The organism is Paracoccus sp. PAR01, from assembly GCF_014851995.1.
In the GTDB taxonomy this organism is placed as follows: domain Bacteria; phylum Pseudomonadota; class Alphaproteobacteria; order Rhodobacterales; family Rhodobacteraceae; genus Paracoccus; species Paracoccus litorisediminis.
Genome location: NZ_JACVAW010000013.1, coordinates 1 through 18,563, shown reverse-complemented (window position 1 = coordinate 18,563; position 18,563 = coordinate 1). Strand labels below are relative to the sequence as shown.

Here is an 18,563-nt window from a genome sequence, read left to right as displayed (position 1 = left end):
GGTCACTGAAGGGCTGCAAGCGACCTGAGTATATACTGAGCGACACAGGGCTGATGAAAGAGCTGAAGGTCCGGCTGATAACGCAGATGCCGGGGGCCGAATTGACGGCATCTGGGCTATGAGGCCGACGCGGGCCGCCCCCTGAACAGACCGACCGGCGGATGGTGTTGCCACGAAGCGGGTGAAGTGCCGCTTTCGGTGCTTCGCGACCGGGACGGCAGTTTCGAGCCGGAATTGGTTCAGAAGGGCCAGACCCGGATCGACGATCTCGACGACAAGATCATCGGTCTTTACGCTGCAGGGCTGTCGGTGCGCGTAAGGGTGGCGGAACCGCGCCTGAGCCGTTCATCAGCGTGATCGGTGGTTTGCTACCGTCCCAGATCAACGACGTGCCCGATCGGCGACGCATCTCCCAGAGGGCTGGTTTGTCTCGCGACCAAACCCGGCCTTCGCTGCATTGCCACTGATATGCGTCCCTCCATGCAGGGTTCTGGTGCAGAACTCAGGTTGGACATTCGACGAAATTTTCCACCTCGATCCCCGGACTTGATACCTCAATCGCCGCGCCGCTGGGCGAACTGAACAGCCGTTTCAGCGGCGAAGTATCCTGACAATCTGGCCATGGCCTTCATGGGCACGTTCGAGGCAAGGCTACAGATTCAGCGCCACGGTCGAAGCGCTGTATTGCTGCTCGCACGGCGTCCGTGGTCGTGTCGCTTCGCGACGGACTTGTCCCATATGGCTTCCATTCATTCGAAAGGATCGCACCATCAAACCGTGGGACAATACCTAGCTTGCCGAGCCTTCGGGGGCAGCGAGACCGGCAATGCCAAATTTTTCTTTCTTCCGATTAGAGCAAGGACATGGTGATACGATCGACATTACCGCGCCTGAAAGGCTTCGGTTTTCCTCGTCAAATCATCGCCTATGTCGTCTGGCTGTATCACCGCTTTGCGCTAAGCGCTGCCGATGTCGAGGACCTGCTTGCGGAGGCGATGTGACGGTCAGCCGGGATACATTCGCCAATGGGTAAACTGCTTCGGCCGCCATTTTGCTGCCTGCATCAGGCGCGACAGGCTCGGTGCGGCTGACAAATGGCATCTCGAGGAGGTCGTCCCCGATCAACTGGCGGAAATGCTGGCTGTGGCGGGCAATGGATGCGAGCGGGGCGTGCTGGATATTCTTGTCTAGCCACAGCGCAATGCCAAAGCCGCAAGGCGCTTTCTGACAAAGCTGATCGCCCGGTTCAGCGAGCCACGTGTTTTCAAACCGGTTCGTGAAATTGTGCCAGGTGCGGGTCGTCGCGCGCACAAGGGCATGAACAACCGGATCGAGGGATCGTACAGGCCAACCCGAAGGCCCGAGAAGATCATGGGGCGGTTCAACTTACCCAGGCAGGCCCAAAGGTTTCTGGCAGCTCACGACCAGATCAACACCGTCTTTCGCCCGCTGCCTCGTACCGTCATGCCAGAGCCGATGCTTTCGGCCTCTGGAGCGGCTATGCGGCCGAAATGAGCGCCCTGACAGACCGGAGGCTCACGCGGCTCAATCATGCCCAAAAAAGCTTGCCAATCCCTCTTCTCGACGTCGTTCATCTGGGGAGTTCGGGCGCGATGCAGGCCAGCGCGGCACGTAAGGTCGGCCTTCTCATCGCAGCCTGCCCGCGCCCGGATCAAACTCCATCGTTTGTCGCTTACGCCGTCGGCCTCGCCGCTTGCCATTTTGGCAGGTAGCTGAGCGCGTTCAACGCCTCGGGGCCCGTGGGCTGGATGCCCGCCTTGGCCAGCACCGGCAACAGATCACCGCGATCATGCTGGGCCAGCAGATCGGTTGCGCCGCCGATATGGGTCCCGCCGATGAAGACTTGTGGGATCGTCGGCTGCCCGGTCTGCTGGTGCAGGGCCCGCCGAATTTCGGAAGCGCTGGCTTGCATCTCGACCGAGTCGAGATCGACCGAACGATAGGTCACGCCAAGATCCTGCAGGAAGCGTCGGACCGACCACGAAAACTCGCACCATTCCAGCGCGAACATTACCACGGGCTGATCGCGCGAGGTGATCGCGGCCTCGACGAAGGCGCGCGCCTGCGCCGAGGGGTGCGGGATCGGCTGGGCGGCGATTGCGGGCCGCGCTGCGGGCGCGCCGAAACGGCATAGCGGCGTCGATTCCGAAATCGCCCGTTCTTCCTTGTCCATCTCTTGCCCGATCTGTTCGAAAAGCGGGGTGGACAGGTAGCGTTCTCCGGTATCGGGGACCATGAACAGGATACGGCTGCCCGGCTGCGCCGTCCGGGCCACGACCAATGCCGCGGCAAGCGTCGCCCCGGCCGAGATGCCGCAAAAGATCCCCTCTTGCCGCGCCAGTTCGCGCGCAAGCCGGATCGCCTCGGTCCCCGAGACCGGCTGGACCGCATCGACCCATCCGGCCGCGATCGCGTCGCGAGTCAGGTCGGGGATGAAATCCGGCGACCAGCCTTGCATCGGATGGGGGCGGAAATGCGGATGGCTCTCGGGCCTGCCATCCGGGCGATAGGGTTGGGCCAGTCCGCTGGCCAGCATCGGGGCGTTTTCGGGTTCGGCCAGAATGATCCGTGTCGCCGGGCTTTCCGCCCGCAGCACCTTGGCCACACCTTTCAGCGTGCCGCCGGTGCCGGACCCGGTGACGAAATAATCCGGTCCGTTTCCGCCGAAATCCCGTAAAATCTCGCGGGCGGTGGTGCGGCTATGGGTCTGGGCATTGGCCTCATTGTCGAATTGCCGGGTCCAGAACCAGCCATGGGTGGCGGCCAGCTCGCGCGCCTTGTCGACCATGCCCGAGCCCTTTTCCGAGGCCGGCGTCAGCACCACCTTTGCGCCCAGAAAGCGCATCAGCCGACGCCGCTCGACCGAGAAGTTTTCGGCCATGACCACGACCAGCGGATAGCCCTTGCGGGCGCAGACCATGGCAAGGCCGATGCCGGTATTGCCGCTGGTCGCCTCGATCACGGTCTGACCGGGGCGCAGGGCACCGGTCCGCTCGGCCTCATTGATGATGCCCAAGGCCATCCGGTCCTTGACCGAACCGAGGGGATTGAAGGCCTCAAGCTTGGCATGGATTTCGACGCCCTCGGGGGCCAGCCGCGCAAGGCGCACGACCGGCGTGTTGCCGATGGTGTCCAGAATGGATGCATGCAATCCGGTCATGTCCTGTTCCTTTCGATCAGATGTCCGGTGGAATCAGCGATTGTGGAAACTGCTTCCGATAAGTTCCGAGCGATGAAGGCCGATATCCTTCAGCCCCATATCCGAGAGCCGCGAAAGGGTGCGCCGGGTCGCCGCGATCTGATGGCGGTGTCGCCAGCCTGCCCATACCCGTGCCAACAGACCGAAGCCGGGTAGGGACATCTTGGCAGACGCGCCACCCGCAACCACCGCCCCGATGGAAAGCAGGCCCGCGCCGCCCGCCTGCCAAGGGCCCGGCGCTTCATGCAGGACCAGCGCGGCGATGATGACCGAAAGGCCGGGCACAAGCGCCGCAAAGACCGAGGCCCGCGCCGCGCCCAGCAGGTGGACGGCGCGGCTGAAGCAGTAAAGCGCCGCGATTGCGGAAAGCAGGGATTGATAAACGGCCTGCAACATCAGGTCGGATGGCGCGGCGGCCATCAGGGTTCCGGGTCCGCGCAGGATCATCCAGCCCGGCAGATACAGCAGCAGCGAGGCCAGACAGACCACCGCCGCCGCGACCATCGCCGGCAGGCCCGAGCGGCGCATCGCCACGGCATAGCCCGACCACATCATGGCCCCGAGGATGAAAAGCCCCAGCCCCGCGCGGCCATGCGGGCCACCTATGCTTTGCAATGCAATACAGGCGACGCCGGTCAGAATGCAGCCTAGCCCCGCGACTTGCCCGCGTGTCATCCGCTCGCCCAGCAGGGGCACGGCCAGCGCGGCCGTGAACAGCGGCATCAGCCCGACGGTGACCGCGCCTCCGGTTCCGGCCGAGGCCAGCCTGACCCCCGTTGCCGCCACCAGCGCATAGGGCGCGCCAGCCCCGACGGCCATGAAGAACAGGTTCGCGGCACCCGCCTTGCGGATCTTCAGGCGCATGCGCCAAGCCAGCGGCAGCAGCAGCACCCCCGAGATGCCAAAGCGCAACGCGGCAAGGTCGGGGGCGGGCAGGCCGTCGCTTGCGCCGATGCGGGTGACGGTCCACCAACCGCTCCAGATCACGGCGGCGCCAAGGCCCCATAGCCAGCCTTCAGGCCGCGACCTGCGGCACGCTGCTGGCGGGACGGGTTCGAGAACCGGAACGGCAACCGCCACGCCTGGGATGACGGGAAATGATGGTCGAACATGACGGGTCATCGGGATATCCTGTCGCTGTGCAACGCGGCCCTGCCGCATGCCCAAGGACCTACATCCGGGCCTCGCCCAGCGTCCTTATCAGCGCCTGATCTTTGGCGTATCATCAGCGCATGGGTCCGCCCGCCCGGGACAATCGCCATGATCCACAGTTTCGGCGCCTTCGAACTGGACGAGGACGCGCGCAGCCTGCGCCTGAATGGGGCCGACCAGAAGGTGCAGCCCCTTGTCTTCGACCTGCTCGCACATCTGTTGCGCAATGCGGGCCGGGTCGTACCCAAGGATGAGCTGATGGACGCGCTGTGGCCGGATGTCATCGTCACCGAGGCCTCCTTGCAGCGCTTGGTCAGTCTGGCGCGCCGCGCGCTGGAGCCGGGCGGCATGGGCGATGCGATCCGCAGCTTCGTGCGCCATGGCTACCGTTTCGCGCTGGATCGGCCCGGGCTGGCGCATCTGGAGGCGATGACCGACCCGGTTCCGGACAACCGGATTGAGGCCGCAGACCTCGCCCGCCTGCACGACTGGGCCGGACTGGTCCATCGGTTCGAGGCGCTGGACGGGCAGGGCGGTCTGGGCGGGGCGGATCTTGATCTTTGGGCCTTCGCGGTGGAATGCCGGGGCCGCCCCTTCGAAGCGATCCCGGTGTTGATCCGCGGGGTTGCCGCGCATCTGTCCGAGAACCGCCCCGAGCTTGCCGCGCGGGCAGCGGTGACCATCGCGAAGCTGGAACTTGAGCGCAGCGCCGCCGCCGCCGCCGCGGGCTGGCTTGATCGGGCCGAGGCGCTGACGGGCAGCCATCAGGATCCGCGTCTGGCCGCCTATCTGCTGTGGATGCGCTCGCGCCTTGCGACCTTCTCGGGCCGCGCGGATGAGGCCTTGTCGCTGTCGATGCGCGCCAGCGAAGCCGCCCGCATCTGTGGCGATGCCGGTCTGATCGCGCTGACCCTGACCTATGAGGGCTTCTACAACATCGCGCTTGGCGATACCGCGCAAGGGATCGACCAGCAGAACCATGCCGCCGCCATCGCGCTGTCCAGTCAGGTCGATCCCGTGACCGGCAGCCTTGTCTATTGCAATATCCTGTGGAGCTGCCGGACCTTCTCGGATTGGGCGCGGGCACGGCAATGGAGCATTGGCTTTGAAAGCTGGTGCGCCGCCAGCTTTGCCGAGGTGCCCGGCTCATGTGATTTGCACCGCGCCGAGATCCTTGGCACGCAGCGCCGCCTGCCCGAGGCCTTGCAGGCGATCGAAACGGCGATCCCGAAGCTTTCCGACGAAGAGGCCTTCTCGATCGGGGAAGGTTACCGCGTGCGCGGCGATCTGCGCGCGATGATGGGCGATCTGGACGGGGCGCGGGCCGATTACGCCGCCGCCTATGCCAGCGGCTGGGATGCCGAGCCGGGCAATGCCTTCCTGCTGGCCGAAACCGGTCAGCACGACCCGGCATTGGCCGCGCTGGATCGCACGCTGTCGGGGGCGACGTGGTATCACCTGCAACGGCGCGGCATGCTGCTGGCGCATAAGGCGCGGATCGCGGCGCTTGCTGGTCGCGGTGATGTGGCGCGTGCCGCACTGGATGAGTTGCAATCCCAGCCGGGCCGCTGGAGCCAGCCCGCCGCGCATGCGCTGATGAACGAGGCCCGCCATTGGCTGGACCCCGAAGACCCCGAGGCCGCGCGTTTCCTGATGCTGGCGCGCCAGCTTTGGACCGGCGCCGGGATTGAATATCACGCGGCACGGGTGCGGCTTGACCTTGCGCGGCTGTATCTGCGCGCGGGCGACGAGACGGCGGCGCGGGCTGAAATCTCGGCCTGTCTGCGCAGCGCCGAGCGCATCGGCTCACCCCGGTTGCAGGTCGAAGCCGCGTCGCTGGCGGCACCTGTCACGAACTGATGCCCGCAGGCGCGCCGAGCAGGATCGGCCAAGGATCAGCCGGCGATAAGGATTAGCGGCGGCCCTCGCTGATATTCTGGTCTCTCGCGTCAATGGCGCGGTTGAACCGCAACGGCCGGAATTTCCGGCCCGACAAGGGAATAGTCACATGCAGCTATACGTCATCCGCCGCCCCAGTGCTTGGGCCACTCTTGCGGATCTGGAAATGGCCGGGGCAAAATCGGCCCGGATCGGCAATGATGAGATGTCCGATCAACTGCGCTGGATCCGCAGCTATGTGGTTCACGAACCAGACGGGCGCATCGGCACCTTCTGCATCTATGAGGCGATGAACGGCGAGGCGATCCGCGAACATGCCCGCCGCGTCGGCATGCCGGGCGAGGAGTTCTATCCGGTGGCCACCACCGTCATCGTCCGTCCCGACCCCGCCGAGTCCGTCCCGGCCTGAGAGCAATACGCCTAACCATTATCTGCTTGCCATGCGGGGGGTCACCTTCCCGCGTGGCAGGAATTGGATTGTCCTCGACACATTTTTGTTCCGGAGGCGACCTGACCGGCATGCTGGTCAGCAGATCGCCAATCCGTCACCCTGACCGGTAGGAATTCAGAAGCAGGGTGGTCTGTCGTCTGACCACCGATTTCAGCGCCTCGTTCCGCGCTGAGGTGATCTCGGTCCAGCCCAGCATGTCCTCGACATGATCGCGGGCCAGATGAACGATCATCAGCTGGCCATTGACCGTGGTCGAGACGATCTTACTATCCTCAGAAGAAAGGCGACCGTCAGCAATCCGCGCGACCACGGCGGCGCAGCAATCCTGAATCCGACGACCGGTGGCCTGCTGACCCGAAGGCGTGCTTTTCTGCCAGTTCGTCAGGGCGCGGTGCTGGGCCACGAACAGCGCACGGCTGCCAGCGTCGGGCATGGCGAACAGGAAATCCGCAAGCCTTTCCAAGATCCGGCAATAGCCGTCGATCAGCCTGTCGCTGTCGGCCTTGTCCGCCAGCAGGGTTTCAACCGCGGCAATGACCGGGCCGACCGCTTCCCAGGCGGACATGTGCAGATTGTCGACACAAGCTTGGTAAAGCCCTTCCTTGTTCTCGAAATAATACTGGATCGAGGGGGCAGGCACACCCGCTGCACCGGCAATCTCACGGGTCGAGACGCCCGCAAAGCCCTTCTCTCCAAAAAGGGTGATCGCGGTCTGGATGATCTTTGCCCGCGTTTCCTCGCCACGAGCATAGCCGCTTTCGGCGTTGCGTCTTCTTAAACTCGTCATGACACCTCCTTGCAGGGAGAAGGGTAGCACGGGCCGAGAAATTATTCCAAGTGGAAAACTTTTGCCAATTGACAGAAATGTTCCAACTGGAATAATTCAGCCGATCCCGTCAATGTCAGGCCAACCGCAGATGAACGCAAACCCATCCCCGCAATCCATCACTGCGGCCCAGACGGCGATTCCGCAAAAACGCAGCCGGGTGCGGCAAGTTCTGGCCGTCCTGCTGGTCCTTGCCGTGATGATCGGCGGGTTCTTCTTCTATGATTGGTACGCGAACGGGCGCTTCATTGAGCGCACCGACAACGCCTATCTGCGGGCCGACAAGGTTTCGATGGCGCCGGTGGTCTCGGGCAAGATCGACCAGATCTATGTCGCGGATAACCAAGAGGTGGTCGCAGGCCAGCCCTTGCTGAAAATCGACCCGCGTCGCTACGAATTCGCAATGCGCGAGGCTAGGGCCACCGTCGATGGCCGCAAGGCCGAGCTGGTGAAAAGTCAGGCCGATCTTGCAAGTCAGGCGTCGGTCATTGCGCAGGCGCAGGCCGATCTGGAAAGCGCCGCCGAGGATGCCAAGCTGGCCCAAAAGGATTTCGACCGGATGTCGCCTTTGGCGGCCCGTGGGGTCGAAAGCCAGCAAAAGGTCGAGCGGGCACGGACGGCGCTGGATCAGGCCGGGTCCATCACCCATCTGAAGCAGGCCGTATTGGACGAGGCCCGCCAGCAGACCACAGCCCTGAAGGCGCAGGTCGAGAAAGCTCAGGCCGACCTTGCCGCTGCCCGCGAAAGCCTTGGGCGGGCCGAGATCGACCTTGAGGACACGGTCCTGCGCGCTGCCATCTCGGGGAGGTTGGGCGACCGTACGGCGCAACTTGGGCAGTTCGTCCAGCCCGGCACGCCGCTGCTGACCATCGTGCCGACCGACGACATCTATCTGGTCGCGAATTTCAAGGAAACGCAGATCGCGGATATGCGCGCGGGCCAGCCCGTCCGCATCGACATCGACGCCTATCCCGATCTGAAACTGACCGGGATCGTTGACAGTTTCGCCCCCGGAACCGGGGCGCAATTCGCGCTGCTGCCGCCCGAAAATGCCACCGGCAATTTCACCAAGATCGTCCAGCGCGTTCCCGTCCGCATCAGGCTTGAGCCCGGCCCGACCGGTCTGCCGCCGTTGCTGCCGGGCCTGTCGATCGAGGTCTCGGTCGATACCGGCGCGACCGAGCATGTGAAGCTGGCATCAGGACAATGACCGGGCAGATGACCGCCCCGACCGGGCCCGGTCCCGAAACGGCGGGCCTGACCGATTGGATCGCCGTCGTCGCCGGAGCCGTCGGCGCGCTGATGGCGACGCTGGATATCTCGATCACGAACACCGCCTTGCCGCAGATCCAAGGCGCGATCGGGGCCAGCGGCACCGAGGGCACGTGGATCGGTACCGGCTATCTGGTCGCCGAGGTGATCATGATCCCGCTGACGGCATGGTTCACACGCCTGCTGGGGCTGCGGACGCTGCTGTTGGTGACCACCACGGCCTTCGTGCTGTTCTCGATCTTCTGCGGGCTGTCGGGCAGCCTGCTTGCGATGATCATCGGGCGCATCGGGCAGGGCTTTTTCGGCGGCGCGCTGATCCCGACCGCGCAGGTCATCGTCCGCACCCGGTTACCCGCGCGCCAGATGCCGGTCGGGATGAGCATTTTCGGCATCATCGTCCTGATCGGCCCCATCCTTGGGCCGGTGCTTGGCGGCTATCTGGCCGAAGAGGTTAGCTGGCGCTGGTGCTTCTTCCTGAACCTGCCGGTCGGCATCGCGCTGGCCGTACTGCTGCTGGTCGGCCTTCCCCGGCAAAGGGCCAATCTGGGCCTTTTGGCGAAGGCGGATTGGTGGGGCATTCTTGGCATGACGCTGGCCTTCAGCTGCCTGACCGTCGTTTTTGAAGAGGGCCAGCGCGAAGGCTGGTTTGAATCCCCGACCATCCTTGGCCTGACGCTGGCCTCGCTGCTGGGTTTCGCCATTCTTCTGCTGGCGCAAAGGACAAGCGCCGACCCGGTCATCAAGCTGTCCCTTCTTGGGAACCGCGCATTCTCCAGCGCCGCGCTGATCGCGATGGCGGTCGGTGCGGCCTCCTATGGCGCGACCTTCATCCTGCCGCAGTTTCTCAGCACCATCGCCGGGTATAATCCGCGGCAGGCCGGTGCAATCATGGCGCTTTCGGCAGTTCCGGTGTTCCTGCTCGTGCCCATTCTGCCCCGCGTCATCGGCCGCTTCGATGCGAGGGTCATGGTCGCGCTGGGTCTGGTCTGCTACGCGGCAAGCTGCTTTGTCGATATCGGGCTTAGCCCCGACAGCGCCGGGTCGGATTTCACCGTCTCGCAATTGCTGCGCGGGATCGGCCAAATTCTGGCCTCGATGCCGCTTAATCAGGTGTCCATGGCCGCCATCGGACGCGAGAATGCCGCCGACGGGGCAGGCATCTACAGCATGGCGCGCAATCTGGGCGGCTCGATGGGCCTGGCGTTAAGCGGCGTCGTCATCGACCAGCGCAGTGCGGTTCATTCGGATGCCATTCGCGAGACGCTGACCGCGAATTCGCTGGCCGGACAGGCGCGGCTGGCCGCGGACGGGGTAAGCCAAGGCATCGACGCGGCCACCGCGAAGCTGCGCGCCGTCGCCCAACTGTCCAGCCTGATCGAGCGGCAGGCGCTGGTCATGACCTATAGCGATTGCTTCTGGCTGATGGGGGTCATGATCCTTGCGATGACACCCGTGGTCTTGCTGCTCCGCCGTCCGAAATAGTCGCGTGATTTCTGTTGGCTAAGCCGTGGGCCATATCGCCGGAGTGGCCGTTTCTTATTCCAGACCTTCCGCGACGAATCCGGTCGTCGAGCGGACATCGTCCACAATCTTGTCGGCAAGGTTTTGGGCGGCGGGCGACAGGCGCTGATTTCGCAGCGTGATCAGCGCCATGCTGCGGGTGATGGTCGGCTCGGTGATATCAAGGATCACCGTTGCCTTGAGATTGCCCTTGGCAAGACGCGTCGCGGGCTGGACGGCAACCCCAAGACCAGCCTCGGCCATCGCCATGATCGTCTCGGCCTGAATGAACTGATAGCGTGTCGGCAGGTCCAGACCCTTGGCGCGCATGGCCGCGTCCAGCATTCTGCGCACTGCCGTCGCCTGAGTTTGCACGAGCATCGGCAGTTGTGAAAGCTCGGCCAAGGTGATGCTGTCGCGCGGCCCGTCAAGGAAGTGATGCGGTACCAAGGCCTGCAACGGCTCGACCATGATCGTGGTGAAATCGAAGGCCTCGTCCTGATCCTCGGGGCCGACGGCGAAATCGACCTCTTTCTGCCGTAGCGCCTCATACAGGTCTTTCGACGTCAGTTCCCTGACGGTGACGGCAATGCCGGGATAGGTCCGAACGAATTCGGTCAGCACCGGGGGCAGGTGGATCGAGGCCATATGCGACGAACAGGCCAGGGACAGCTGGCCACGCTTGGCATCGTTTTCCTCGCGGATGCGGCGCAGGCCAAGATGGATCTCGTAGAACGCCTTTCTGGTGCTGTCGCGCAGATGCGCTCCTTCCGGCGTCAGCTTCACGCTGCGCGTCGTGCGTTCGAACAGGGCGACGCCAAGCTGGGCCTCGATCTGCATGATCTGAGCGCTGACCGCCGAATGCGAACGGTGCAGCTTCTCGGCGGCGGCGCGGAAACTGCCTTCCTCGGCCACCACCAGAAACGTCTGCAACACCTTCATGTTGACATTGCCGATGATGTCCACGGGGCCCCCATTCTATTGGTTTGCAAACCAGACCAATCGTGATGATTTTGTGGTTTGTTCTGCCAGAAGGCAATCGCTAGGCTTCATCTTGTCGCGGGTGTCCGCGAATTGTCATTCGGTCGAATGTGCTGGGAGGAGAAACCGGCGGGGGCGTTCGACCCGGGAGGAAAACATGGGTTCGAACATGAGGGGCGTGACCCGTCGCGCATTCGCGATCGGTTGCGCAGCACTTCTGACGGCATCGCAATTTGCGATCACCGCCGCGCAGGCATCCGACTATCCGGCCAAGGACATCCAATATGTCGTGACCGCCGGCGTTGGCGGCGGCAGCGACATTCTGGCGCGCACGCTGGCCAAGGTCATTCAGGAAAAGCAGCTTATTCCGGTGAACATTCTGGTCGAGAACCGCACCGGCGGGTCGGGTGCGGTCGGCTACAGCTACATCAACGCGCAAGAGGGGAATTCCTATACGCTTGGCGGCGTCGGCGTCAGCTTCTTCACCACGCCATTGCTGGGCAAGATGCCGATCAACTACAAGAATTTCACGCCGCTCGCGGCCATTGCGCGCTCGCCCTATATCCTTGCGGTGGCCAATACCTCGCCGATCAAGACCATCGACGATCTGAAGGCCGCCAAGGGGCTGAAGATCGGCACGGCGGGCGCCGTCTCTGACCCGGCAATCCTTGCCCATATCACCAACAAGCAGCTCGGCACCGATATCAAGGTGGTGCCCTATGATGGCGAGGGCGAGGTTATTGCCGCGATCCTTGGCGGGCATCTTGATCTGCTTTACGGCAATCCGAACGAGATCCTTGAGCAGGTTAAGGCGGGCACGCTGCGGCCTCTGGCGGTGACCTCGCCCGAGCGGATGACCTCGCTTGCCGAGGTGCCGACCTTCAAGGAACTGGGATATGACATCGTCCACACGCAGCTGCGCGGCATCATCATGCCCTCAGGCGTGCCCGCCGAAACCGTCGCCTATTGGGAAGGCATCTTGAAGACCGTCGCCGAAAGCCCGGAATGGCAGGCCCAATATGTCGACCGCTTCAACGAAACCCCGCTTTATCTGAACAGCGCCGAATTCGGAGCCGCGATGGTCGAGACCAGCGCCCGCTATGAAAGCGTCATGCGCGACCTTGGACTGGCCAAGTAGGCCGGACAGGATCGAAGCGGCCGGCCAGCTTGGCCGGTCGTCACCGCAGGGAGGATAACATGGTCAAAATTCGTCACGCCGACATTGCCGTTTCGGCGCTGCTCATCCTGTTTGGCGCCTATGTCGCCTATCAGGGCATGGGCTACGGCTATATCGAGGAAGGCAACCCATCCGCGGGCTTCTTTCCCTTCTGGATCGGGCTTGGCATTCTGATCTTCTCGGGCGCAAATCTGTTCAACGCAGTCCGGCGCTTGGAGCTGATCGAAACCATCGGCAAGGCCGAGATCGTCCGGGTCGCGCTTTGCACCGTCGCGATGATCGCCTTTGTCTGGCTGTCTGGCCTTATCGGCATGATCGCTGCCGGGTTTTTGCTGATGCTTGCCATTGGCGCGATCTTTGGCCCGCGAAATTCAAGGTTCTACAGCATTCTGGCCGTCGTCTCGGCGGCGATGACCGCAATCCTCTACGTCGTTTTCGGCAGCCTGCTTGCCGTCCCCCTGCTTTAAGCGCGGAAGGTAGACCATCATGTTCGAGGCTTGGGGACTTCTTTTCAACGGGCTGGCGGCCGCGTCCGAGCCCTCCATCCTGCTGGCCATCTTCATCGGCTCGGTCATCGGCCTGTTCATTGGTGCGCTGCCGGGACTTGGGCCGACTGCCGGCGTCGCGATCCTGTTGCCGGTCGCCGTCGGATTTGACGGGACGGCAGCCATCGCGGCACTTGGTGCGGTCTATTACGGCGCGCAATATGGCGGTGCGGTGACCGCGATCCTGCTGGGTATTCCCGGCGATGCCTCGGCGACGATGACCGTGATCGACGGCTACCAGCTTGCGAAGCAGGGCAAGGCGGGACCGGCACTTGGCATCAGCATTGCCGCATCCTTCGTGGGTGGCCTGATCGGGCTGCTGCTGCTGACGGCCTTCGCCACGACCATTGCACGCGCCGCGATTGCCTTCGGCCCGATCGAGATGACCGCGCTGATGATCTTTTCGCTGTCGCTGGTCAGCGTGCTTGGCGGAAGGGACCCGATCAAGGCTGGCGTTTCGCTGTTTGGCGGGCTTTGGATCGGAACGATCGGCCTTGATCCGATCATGGGCGTGCCCCGTTTCGAATTCGGCAGCATCTACCTGTTCGATGGCATCGAGTTCTCGATCCTTGCCGTCGGGTTGTTCGGTCTGGCCGAGATGTATGCCACAGCCCCCCTATCGGAGGATGAGACAAATCGTGCCCGCTTCCGGTTCCGCGAGCTTTTGCCGAATGTGCGCGAGACCCTGCGCTGCTGGCGCGAGCTGATCTCGGGTTCGCTCATCGGCTTCTTTGTCGGCGTGCTTCCGGGTGCGGGCGCGACGGCGGCGACGATGATTTCCTATGCCTTCGCCAAGCGCTTCGCCAAGAATCCTGAGCGTTTTGGCAAGGGCGCGATGGAGGGCGTGGCCGCGCCCGAGGCCGCCAATAACAGCGCCTCTTACGGCAATATGATCCCGATGTTTGCCCTGGGCATACCGGGCTCGGGGACGACTGCGGTGCTGATGGGGGGCTTGCTGATGATCGGGCTGCAGCCGGGCCCGATGCTGTTTCAGACCCAGTCCACGTTCGTCTGGACGATCTTTGGCAGCTTCTACATCGGCAATCTGGCGTTGGTCGCCATCACCATTCTGCTGACGCCGATCCTTGCCACCGCCGCCTTCGTGAAACCGGGTTTCCTGTTCCCTGCGGTGATGTCGATCGTGATGTTCGGCATCTATTCGATCGACAATTCGATGTTCCAGGTCCTGCTGGCCATTGGTTTCGGGGTCGTCGGTTATATCATGATGAAGCTGGATTATCCGCCGGTGCCGCTGGTGCTTGGCATGATCCTTGGTCCCATCCTTGAACGCGGCATCCGCCGCACGTTAATCGGCTCCGACGGCGATGTCGGCGTGTTTTTCCAAAGCCCGATTGCGCTGGTCATCTTCGCGCTTACGGCCGCCTTGATCATCCTTCCGTGGTGGATGAACCGGCGCGCACGGCACGCGCCTGCCGACCACCCTGAACTGACGCCGAAGGTCGGTCCCTGACCGTCCTTCGCTTCCCGATCCCCCTCATCTGAAACCAGAGCGGAGACCGATGCCATGGTCTATCACCACCTTTATTCGAAATTCGCCAAAAAGGACCATGTCCGTGCGGGCGTCATCGGTGCGGGAAATTACGGCACCGCGATTGTCACCCAAGATCCCCATACGCCGCTTCTTTCCGTTGTCGTGGTTGCAGATCTGTCGCTTGATGCCGCCAAGGGCGCTTATCTGAAGGCCGGGTTCGATCCGTCCTTGCTGGTCTATGCCGACAGCGCCGAGGCCGCCCAATGCGCCATCGATGACGGCAAGCGGGTCTATACCGACAAGCCATTGTTGGTGGCGGACCTGCCCTCGGTCGATATCGTCTGCGAAAGCACCGGCATCCCCGAGGCAAGCGTGGTCTATGCGCTGCGCGCGATCAAGAACGGCAAGCATGTCGCGATGATCACCAAGGATTGCGACGTGACGGTCGGGCCGATGCTGAAGAAATTGGCGAAGGAAGCGGGCGTCGTCTACACCCCCGTTGACGGCGATCAGCACGGTCTGCTGATCCAGCTTTACGAATGGGCGAAATCCGTCGGCCTGTCGGTGATCAGCGGCGGTAAGGCGACGGATGGCGAGTTCATCTACGACGCCGAAACCGGCGAGGCCCGCATCATGACCGACAAGCCGATCCACGCGCCCTATCAGGCCTCAATCATCGTCGCGCCCGAGGATCGCGAATTCCTGCAGATGATCCCTCAGGGGCGCACGGCCGAATATGTCGCGCAGCGCGCCAGAATATTGGCCAAGCTGCCGCAGCCCGGCTCATATGATCTGTGCGAAATGACGATCGCCGCCAATTATACCGGGCTGGAACCGGCGGTGGATACGCTTGTTCATGCGCCGCTGCGCGTTACGGAAATTCCGGTCGCCTATTGCGAGCAGGCGCATGGAGGGGTTTTCGACCGGGCGGGCAAGATCGACCTTGCGACCTGTCTGCGCGCGCCTGCCGAGTCGGGCCTTGGCGGCGGTGTCTTTCTGGTGGTGCGCTGCGACAATGCCTATTCGAACCATGTGCTGACGACCAAGGGCCAGATCGCTAATTACGACGACACCGCTGCCGTCATTTACCGGCCCTATCATCTGTGCGGCGTCGAGACATCAAGTTCGATCCTGATGGCCGGGTTGCTTGGTATCGATACCGGCTCGGACGACTATCTGCCGCGCTACGATCTGGTGAAGGTGGCCGCGCGCGACATCAAGGCGGGCGAGATCTTCGGCAATGACCACAGCCCGCAACTGACAGCCCGCATCGTCCCCGCAATTCCGGTCGCAATGGGCAATGCGGCCTGCGCGCATCTGCTGGTCGGCAACCGCGCCATCAGGGACATCCCCGCAGGCACGCTGATCACCTATGACATGGTCGAGGAACCCGAAGCTTCGCCGCTTTGGGCGCTAAGACGCCAGCAGGATCGGACCTTCCTGACATCCGCAACAATGGCCCCGACCGACCCGTTGGAGACCGCCTGATGCCCGCCCCGCGCATTGTCCTTTTTCACGCGACGCCTGTTGCAATGGAGCCGGTGAACCAAGCGATGGCGCGGCACTGGCCCGAGGCCGAGGCAGTAAACCTGCTCGACGACGCATTGAGCATCGATCGCGCCAAAGAGGGGGCCGACCTGTCCGAGGGGCTGATTGGCCGCTTCGTCGATTTCGGTCGCTATGCGCACCGGATCGGTGCGGATGGCATTCTGGTGACCTGCTCGGCCTTCGGTCCGGCGATTGATCGCATGGCTAAGGCGCTGCCGATCCCGGTGCTGAAACCCAATGAGGCGATGTTTCGTGCGGCCATTGCGGCGGGGGGCAACATCGGGATGCTCGCGACCTTCGCACCGGCGGTTCCGACGATGATGGCTGAGTTCGAGGCCTTCGTCTGTGAGGTTGGAAGCAAGGCGATGCTCAACACCATCGTCGTCGGCGAAGCCATCGATCATCTGAAAAATGGCGATGCCGCAAGCCATAACCGGCTGGTGGCGGCGCGCGCGCATGAGTTGGAGCGCCATGACGCGATCATGCTGGCGCATTTCTCGACCTCGCGCGCGGCCGAGGCGGTGCGGGCGGTCGTGAGCGTGCCGGTGCTTTCTGCCCCCGACGCGGCGGTGACCCGCATGCGCGGGTTGGTGACAGGGGACTGACCATGCTGCTGGGGGTCATTGCCGACGATTTTACCGGAGCTGGCGACATCGCCAATACTTTGGCCAAGGGGATGCCCGACGTGACGGGTCAGGCTGGGGGGCTGGTCGTGGCGCAATATATGGGCGTGCCGGACAGGCAGGCCGATCCGGCAATCGAGGCCGGTGTGGTGTCCCTCAAGACCCGGTCGATCCCCGCCGATCAGGCAGTGGCGCAGTCGCTGGCGGCGCTCAAATGGTTGCAGGCCCAAGGCTGTCGGCAGATTGTGTTCAAATATTGCTCGACCTTCGATTCAACGCCAGAAGGCAATATCGGTCCGGTTGCCGAGGCACTGGCCAATGCGCTCGGCGTCGCGGGCGTCATTGCCTGTCCCGCTTTTCCGACGCTTGGCCGCACCGTGCATCAAGGCCATCTTTTCGCGCACGACCGCCCGTTGAACGAATCCGGCATGCAGAACCATCCACTGACGTCCATGCGCGACGCCGATATTCGCCGCTGGCTTGGCCGTCAGTCAAAGGCCCCGGTCGGGCTGGTGCCTGCCGCTGTCGTGCGCGCCGGTCCCGAGGCTGTCGCCACGGCCCTGCGCGCGGCGGCCACGAAGGGTGAAACGCTTGCCATCGCCGATGCTGCCACCGACGAAGATCTGGTCACATTGGGTCGGGCGGCGGCCTGGGCCCCCTTGATCACCGGCGGCTCGGGTATCGCCATCGGTCTGCCCGCGAATTTCATCCGGGCCGGGCTGGAGGCAGGGACGGCGACCCGCTTCGAAGGCGTGACCGGTCCCGAGGCCATTCTCGCCGGCTCCTGCTCGGGTGCCACCCGCGACCAGATCGAGGTTCATCGGCGCGACCATCCGGCTCTCGCCATTTCGGTCGACGATGTGATGAATGGCATCACGACGAGCCATGATCTGATCGGTTTCTTTCGCCAGAATGTCGGCAAGCAGCCATTGGCCTTTTCCTCTGGCAATCCCCATGAGGTCGCCGCTACCCAGACGCGATATGGCCGGGAAGCCGTCGCGGGCAGGTTGGACGAGCTGTTTGCCGACACGGCCCGGCAGCTCGTTGACGGCGGAGTCAGGCGCCTTGTCGTCGCCGGTGGCGAAACCTCTGGTGCCGTGGCCCAAGCGCTCGACCTTGGCGATCTGCGCATCGGTCCCGAGATAGATCCCGGCGTGCCGATCCTGATCAGCCAGAAACGTGGCATCGCACTGGCATTGAAGTCCGGGAATTTCGGCAGGACCAGCTTTTTCACCCATGCGCTAGATGCACTTAGCGGCAGCGCATCCGATAGGAGACAATGACTATCGCGATCCAAGCGAGAGCATGGCCCAGAAGCGGATGCATTTCAGACTCTTGCGATATGAACGCCGCTTGGCTCATACCAACGCAGGTGGCCTCACGGTTCGGCTCACTCTCCTCATGTCGACCAACTCCTGCCTAGGCTTCGACGACGCTCAACACATCTCCAAGAAGACCTTCTCTCACCTCGCCCTCTACCGGGATAGTAATGTCGATCCTTGATGGAGGGTTTAGGTTGGCAGGGAAGCGTGCCCCAAAATATCCTCACCAAAATGCACGCAGTGAAACTGCTGCTGCCCCGCCAACCGATTTGGGAACGCCGGGAACTGGAGTTTCCGGGCTTCTGCGCTGCTCCCCGCCCTTGGACCGCCGGATGCTGGAGTTCTTCCGGCTTTGCCCTGCCTACCAATTTTGGACCATCTAAAGCCGGAGTTTCCGGCCTTGGTCATGGCGGCGGGCTGGTGACGCCGCCGGGAAAGTGCAGCGCGCTCGGGACGTTGTATCCGATGGCGCTGTGGGGTCGGTCGTCATTGTAGTGTCTGCGCCAATCCTCCAGCTTTTCGGCCGCGTCCGCAAGGCTCATGAACCAGTGTGCG

16 protein-coding genes and 2 pseudogenes are annotated in these 18,563 nt (G+C 63.3%); 12 read left to right on the top strand and 6 right to left on the bottom strand.

Annotation, left to right across the window (positions count from 1 at the left end; translation table 11 throughout):
* Window positions 1–186: 186 nt before the first annotated feature.
* Together IB235_RS25205 and IB235_RS17345 are read left to right on the top strand one after the other, a co-directional pair.
* Window positions 187–357 carry a transposase gene (locus tag IB235_RS25205; RefSeq protein ID WP_370576925.1) on the top strand — a complete coding sequence of 57 codons (171 nt, stop codon included), beginning with the start codon at window positions 187–189 and terminating at the stop codon, window positions 355–357.
* A 506-nt stretch (window positions 358–863) separates the two neighbouring features.
* Window positions 864–1,520: pseudogene (locus IB235_RS17345) on the top strand (transposase); the annotation flags it as partial.
* 173 nt (window positions 1,521–1,693) lie between these two features.
* On the opposite strand, the gene IB235_RS25200 reads toward IB235_RS17345, so the two are convergent.
* The 3 genes and pseudogenes from IB235_RS25200 to IB235_RS17335 all read right to left on the bottom strand — a co-directional run bounded on the left by IB235_RS25200 (window position 1,694) and on the right by IB235_RS17335 (window position 4,342).
* Complete coding sequence (locus IB235_RS25200; RefSeq protein WP_225612439.1) at window positions 1,694–2,032, bottom strand: glutaredoxin; 339 nt, start codon at window positions 2,030–2,032, stop codon at window positions 1,694–1,696.
* Window positions 2,033–2,155: 123 nt separating this feature from the next.
* Window positions 2,156–3,181: pseudogene (locus IB235_RS17340) on the bottom strand (PLP-dependent cysteine synthase family protein); the annotation flags it as partial.
* A gap of 33 nt (window positions 3,182–3,214) precedes the next feature.
* A complete protein-coding gene (locus tag IB235_RS17335) occupies window positions 3,215–4,342 on the bottom strand; it encodes an EamA family transporter (RefSeq protein ID WP_192337757.1) in 1,128 nt (375 codons plus the stop codon).
* Window positions 4,343–4,480: 138 nt separating this feature from the next.
* Between IB235_RS17335 and IB235_RS17330 the strand changes: the two genes are divergently transcribed.
* Window positions 4,481–6,232, top strand: a complete 1,752-nt coding sequence (locus IB235_RS17330) for a winged helix-turn-helix domain-containing protein (RefSeq protein WP_192337756.1) — start codon at window positions 4,481–4,483, stop codon at window positions 6,230–6,232.
* A gap of 148 nt (window positions 6,233–6,380) precedes the next feature.
* Window positions 6,381–6,680 (top strand): nickel-binding protein, encoded by a 300-nt coding sequence (locus IB235_RS17325; RefSeq protein ID WP_192337755.1) that lies wholly within the window; start codon window positions 6,381–6,383, stop codon window positions 6,678–6,680.
* A gap of 136 nt (window positions 6,681–6,816) precedes the next feature.
* On the opposite strand, the gene IB235_RS17320 is transcribed toward IB235_RS17325, so the two are convergent.
* Window positions 6,817–7,509, bottom strand: coding sequence for a CerR family C-terminal domain-containing protein (locus tag IB235_RS17320; protein ID WP_192337754.1), 693 nt, complete (start codon window positions 7,507–7,509; stop codon window positions 6,817–6,819).
* 130 nt (window positions 7,510–7,639) lie between these two features.
* Here IB235_RS17320 and IB235_RS17315 point away from each other — a divergent pair, with 130 nt between their 5' ends.
* Window positions 7,640–8,758, top strand: a complete 1,119-nt coding sequence (locus IB235_RS17315) for an HlyD family secretion protein (RefSeq protein ID WP_192337753.1) — start codon at window positions 7,640–7,642, stop codon at window positions 8,756–8,758.
* Between the two features lie 8 nt (window positions 8,759–8,766).
* A complete protein-coding gene (locus tag IB235_RS17310; RefSeq protein ID WP_192337752.1) occupies window positions 8,767–10,302 on the top strand; it encodes a DHA2 family efflux MFS transporter permease subunit in 1,536 nt (511 codons plus the stop codon).
* Between the two features lie 54 nt (window positions 10,303–10,356).
* On the opposite strand, the gene IB235_RS17305 is transcribed toward IB235_RS17310, so the two are convergent.
* Window positions 10,357–11,286 (bottom strand): LysR family transcriptional regulator, encoded by a 930-nt coding sequence (locus tag IB235_RS17305; protein WP_192337751.1) that lies wholly within the window; start codon window positions 11,284–11,286, stop codon window positions 10,357–10,359.
* Window positions 11,287–11,458: 172 nt separating this feature from the next.
* Between IB235_RS17305 and IB235_RS17300 the strand changes: the two genes are divergently transcribed.
* The 6 genes from IB235_RS17300 to otnK are packed head-to-tail and all read left to right on the top strand — an operon-like array spanning window position 11,459 to window position 17,969.
* Window positions 11,459–12,439, top strand: a complete 981-nt coding sequence (locus IB235_RS17300) for a tripartite tricarboxylate transporter substrate binding protein (protein ID WP_211595114.1) — start codon at window positions 11,459–11,461, stop codon at window positions 12,437–12,439.
* 59 nt (window positions 12,440–12,498) lie between these two features.
* Window positions 12,499–12,945, top strand: coding sequence for a tripartite tricarboxylate transporter TctB family protein (locus IB235_RS17295; RefSeq protein ID WP_192337750.1), 447 nt, complete (start codon window positions 12,499–12,501; stop codon window positions 12,943–12,945).
* Window positions 12,946–12,964: 19 nt separating this feature from the next.
* A complete protein-coding gene (locus IB235_RS17290; RefSeq protein ID WP_192337749.1) occupies window positions 12,965–14,494 on the top strand; it encodes a tripartite tricarboxylate transporter permease in 1,530 nt (509 codons plus the stop codon).
* A gap of 54 nt (window positions 14,495–14,548) precedes the next feature.
* The gene (locus IB235_RS17285) at window positions 14,549–16,003 is read left to right on the top strand and encodes an NAD(P)H-dependent oxidoreductase (protein ID WP_192337748.1); all 1,455 of its coding nucleotides are present in this window, start codon (window positions 14,549–14,551) and stop codon (window positions 16,001–16,003) included.
* The gene (locus IB235_RS17280; RefSeq protein WP_192337747.1) at window positions 16,003–16,668 is read left to right on the top strand and encodes an aspartate/glutamate racemase family protein; all 666 of its coding nucleotides are present in this window, start codon (window positions 16,003–16,005) and stop codon (window positions 16,666–16,668) included. Before IB235_RS17285 ends, IB235_RS17280 begins: the two co-directional genes overlap by 1 nt.
* A 2-nt stretch (window positions 16,669–16,670) precedes the next feature.
* Entirely contained in the window at window positions 16,671–17,969 is a 1,299-nt protein-coding gene (gene otnK / locus IB235_RS17275) for a 3-oxo-tetronate kinase (RefSeq protein WP_192337746.1), read from the top strand.
* A 443-nt stretch (window positions 17,970–18,412) separates the two neighbouring features.
* On the opposite strand, the gene IB235_RS17270 is transcribed toward otnK, so the two are convergent.
* The coding region (locus tag IB235_RS17270; RefSeq protein WP_192337745.1) for an integrase core domain-containing protein at window positions 18,413–18,563 on the bottom strand (151 nt) is incomplete at its 5' end.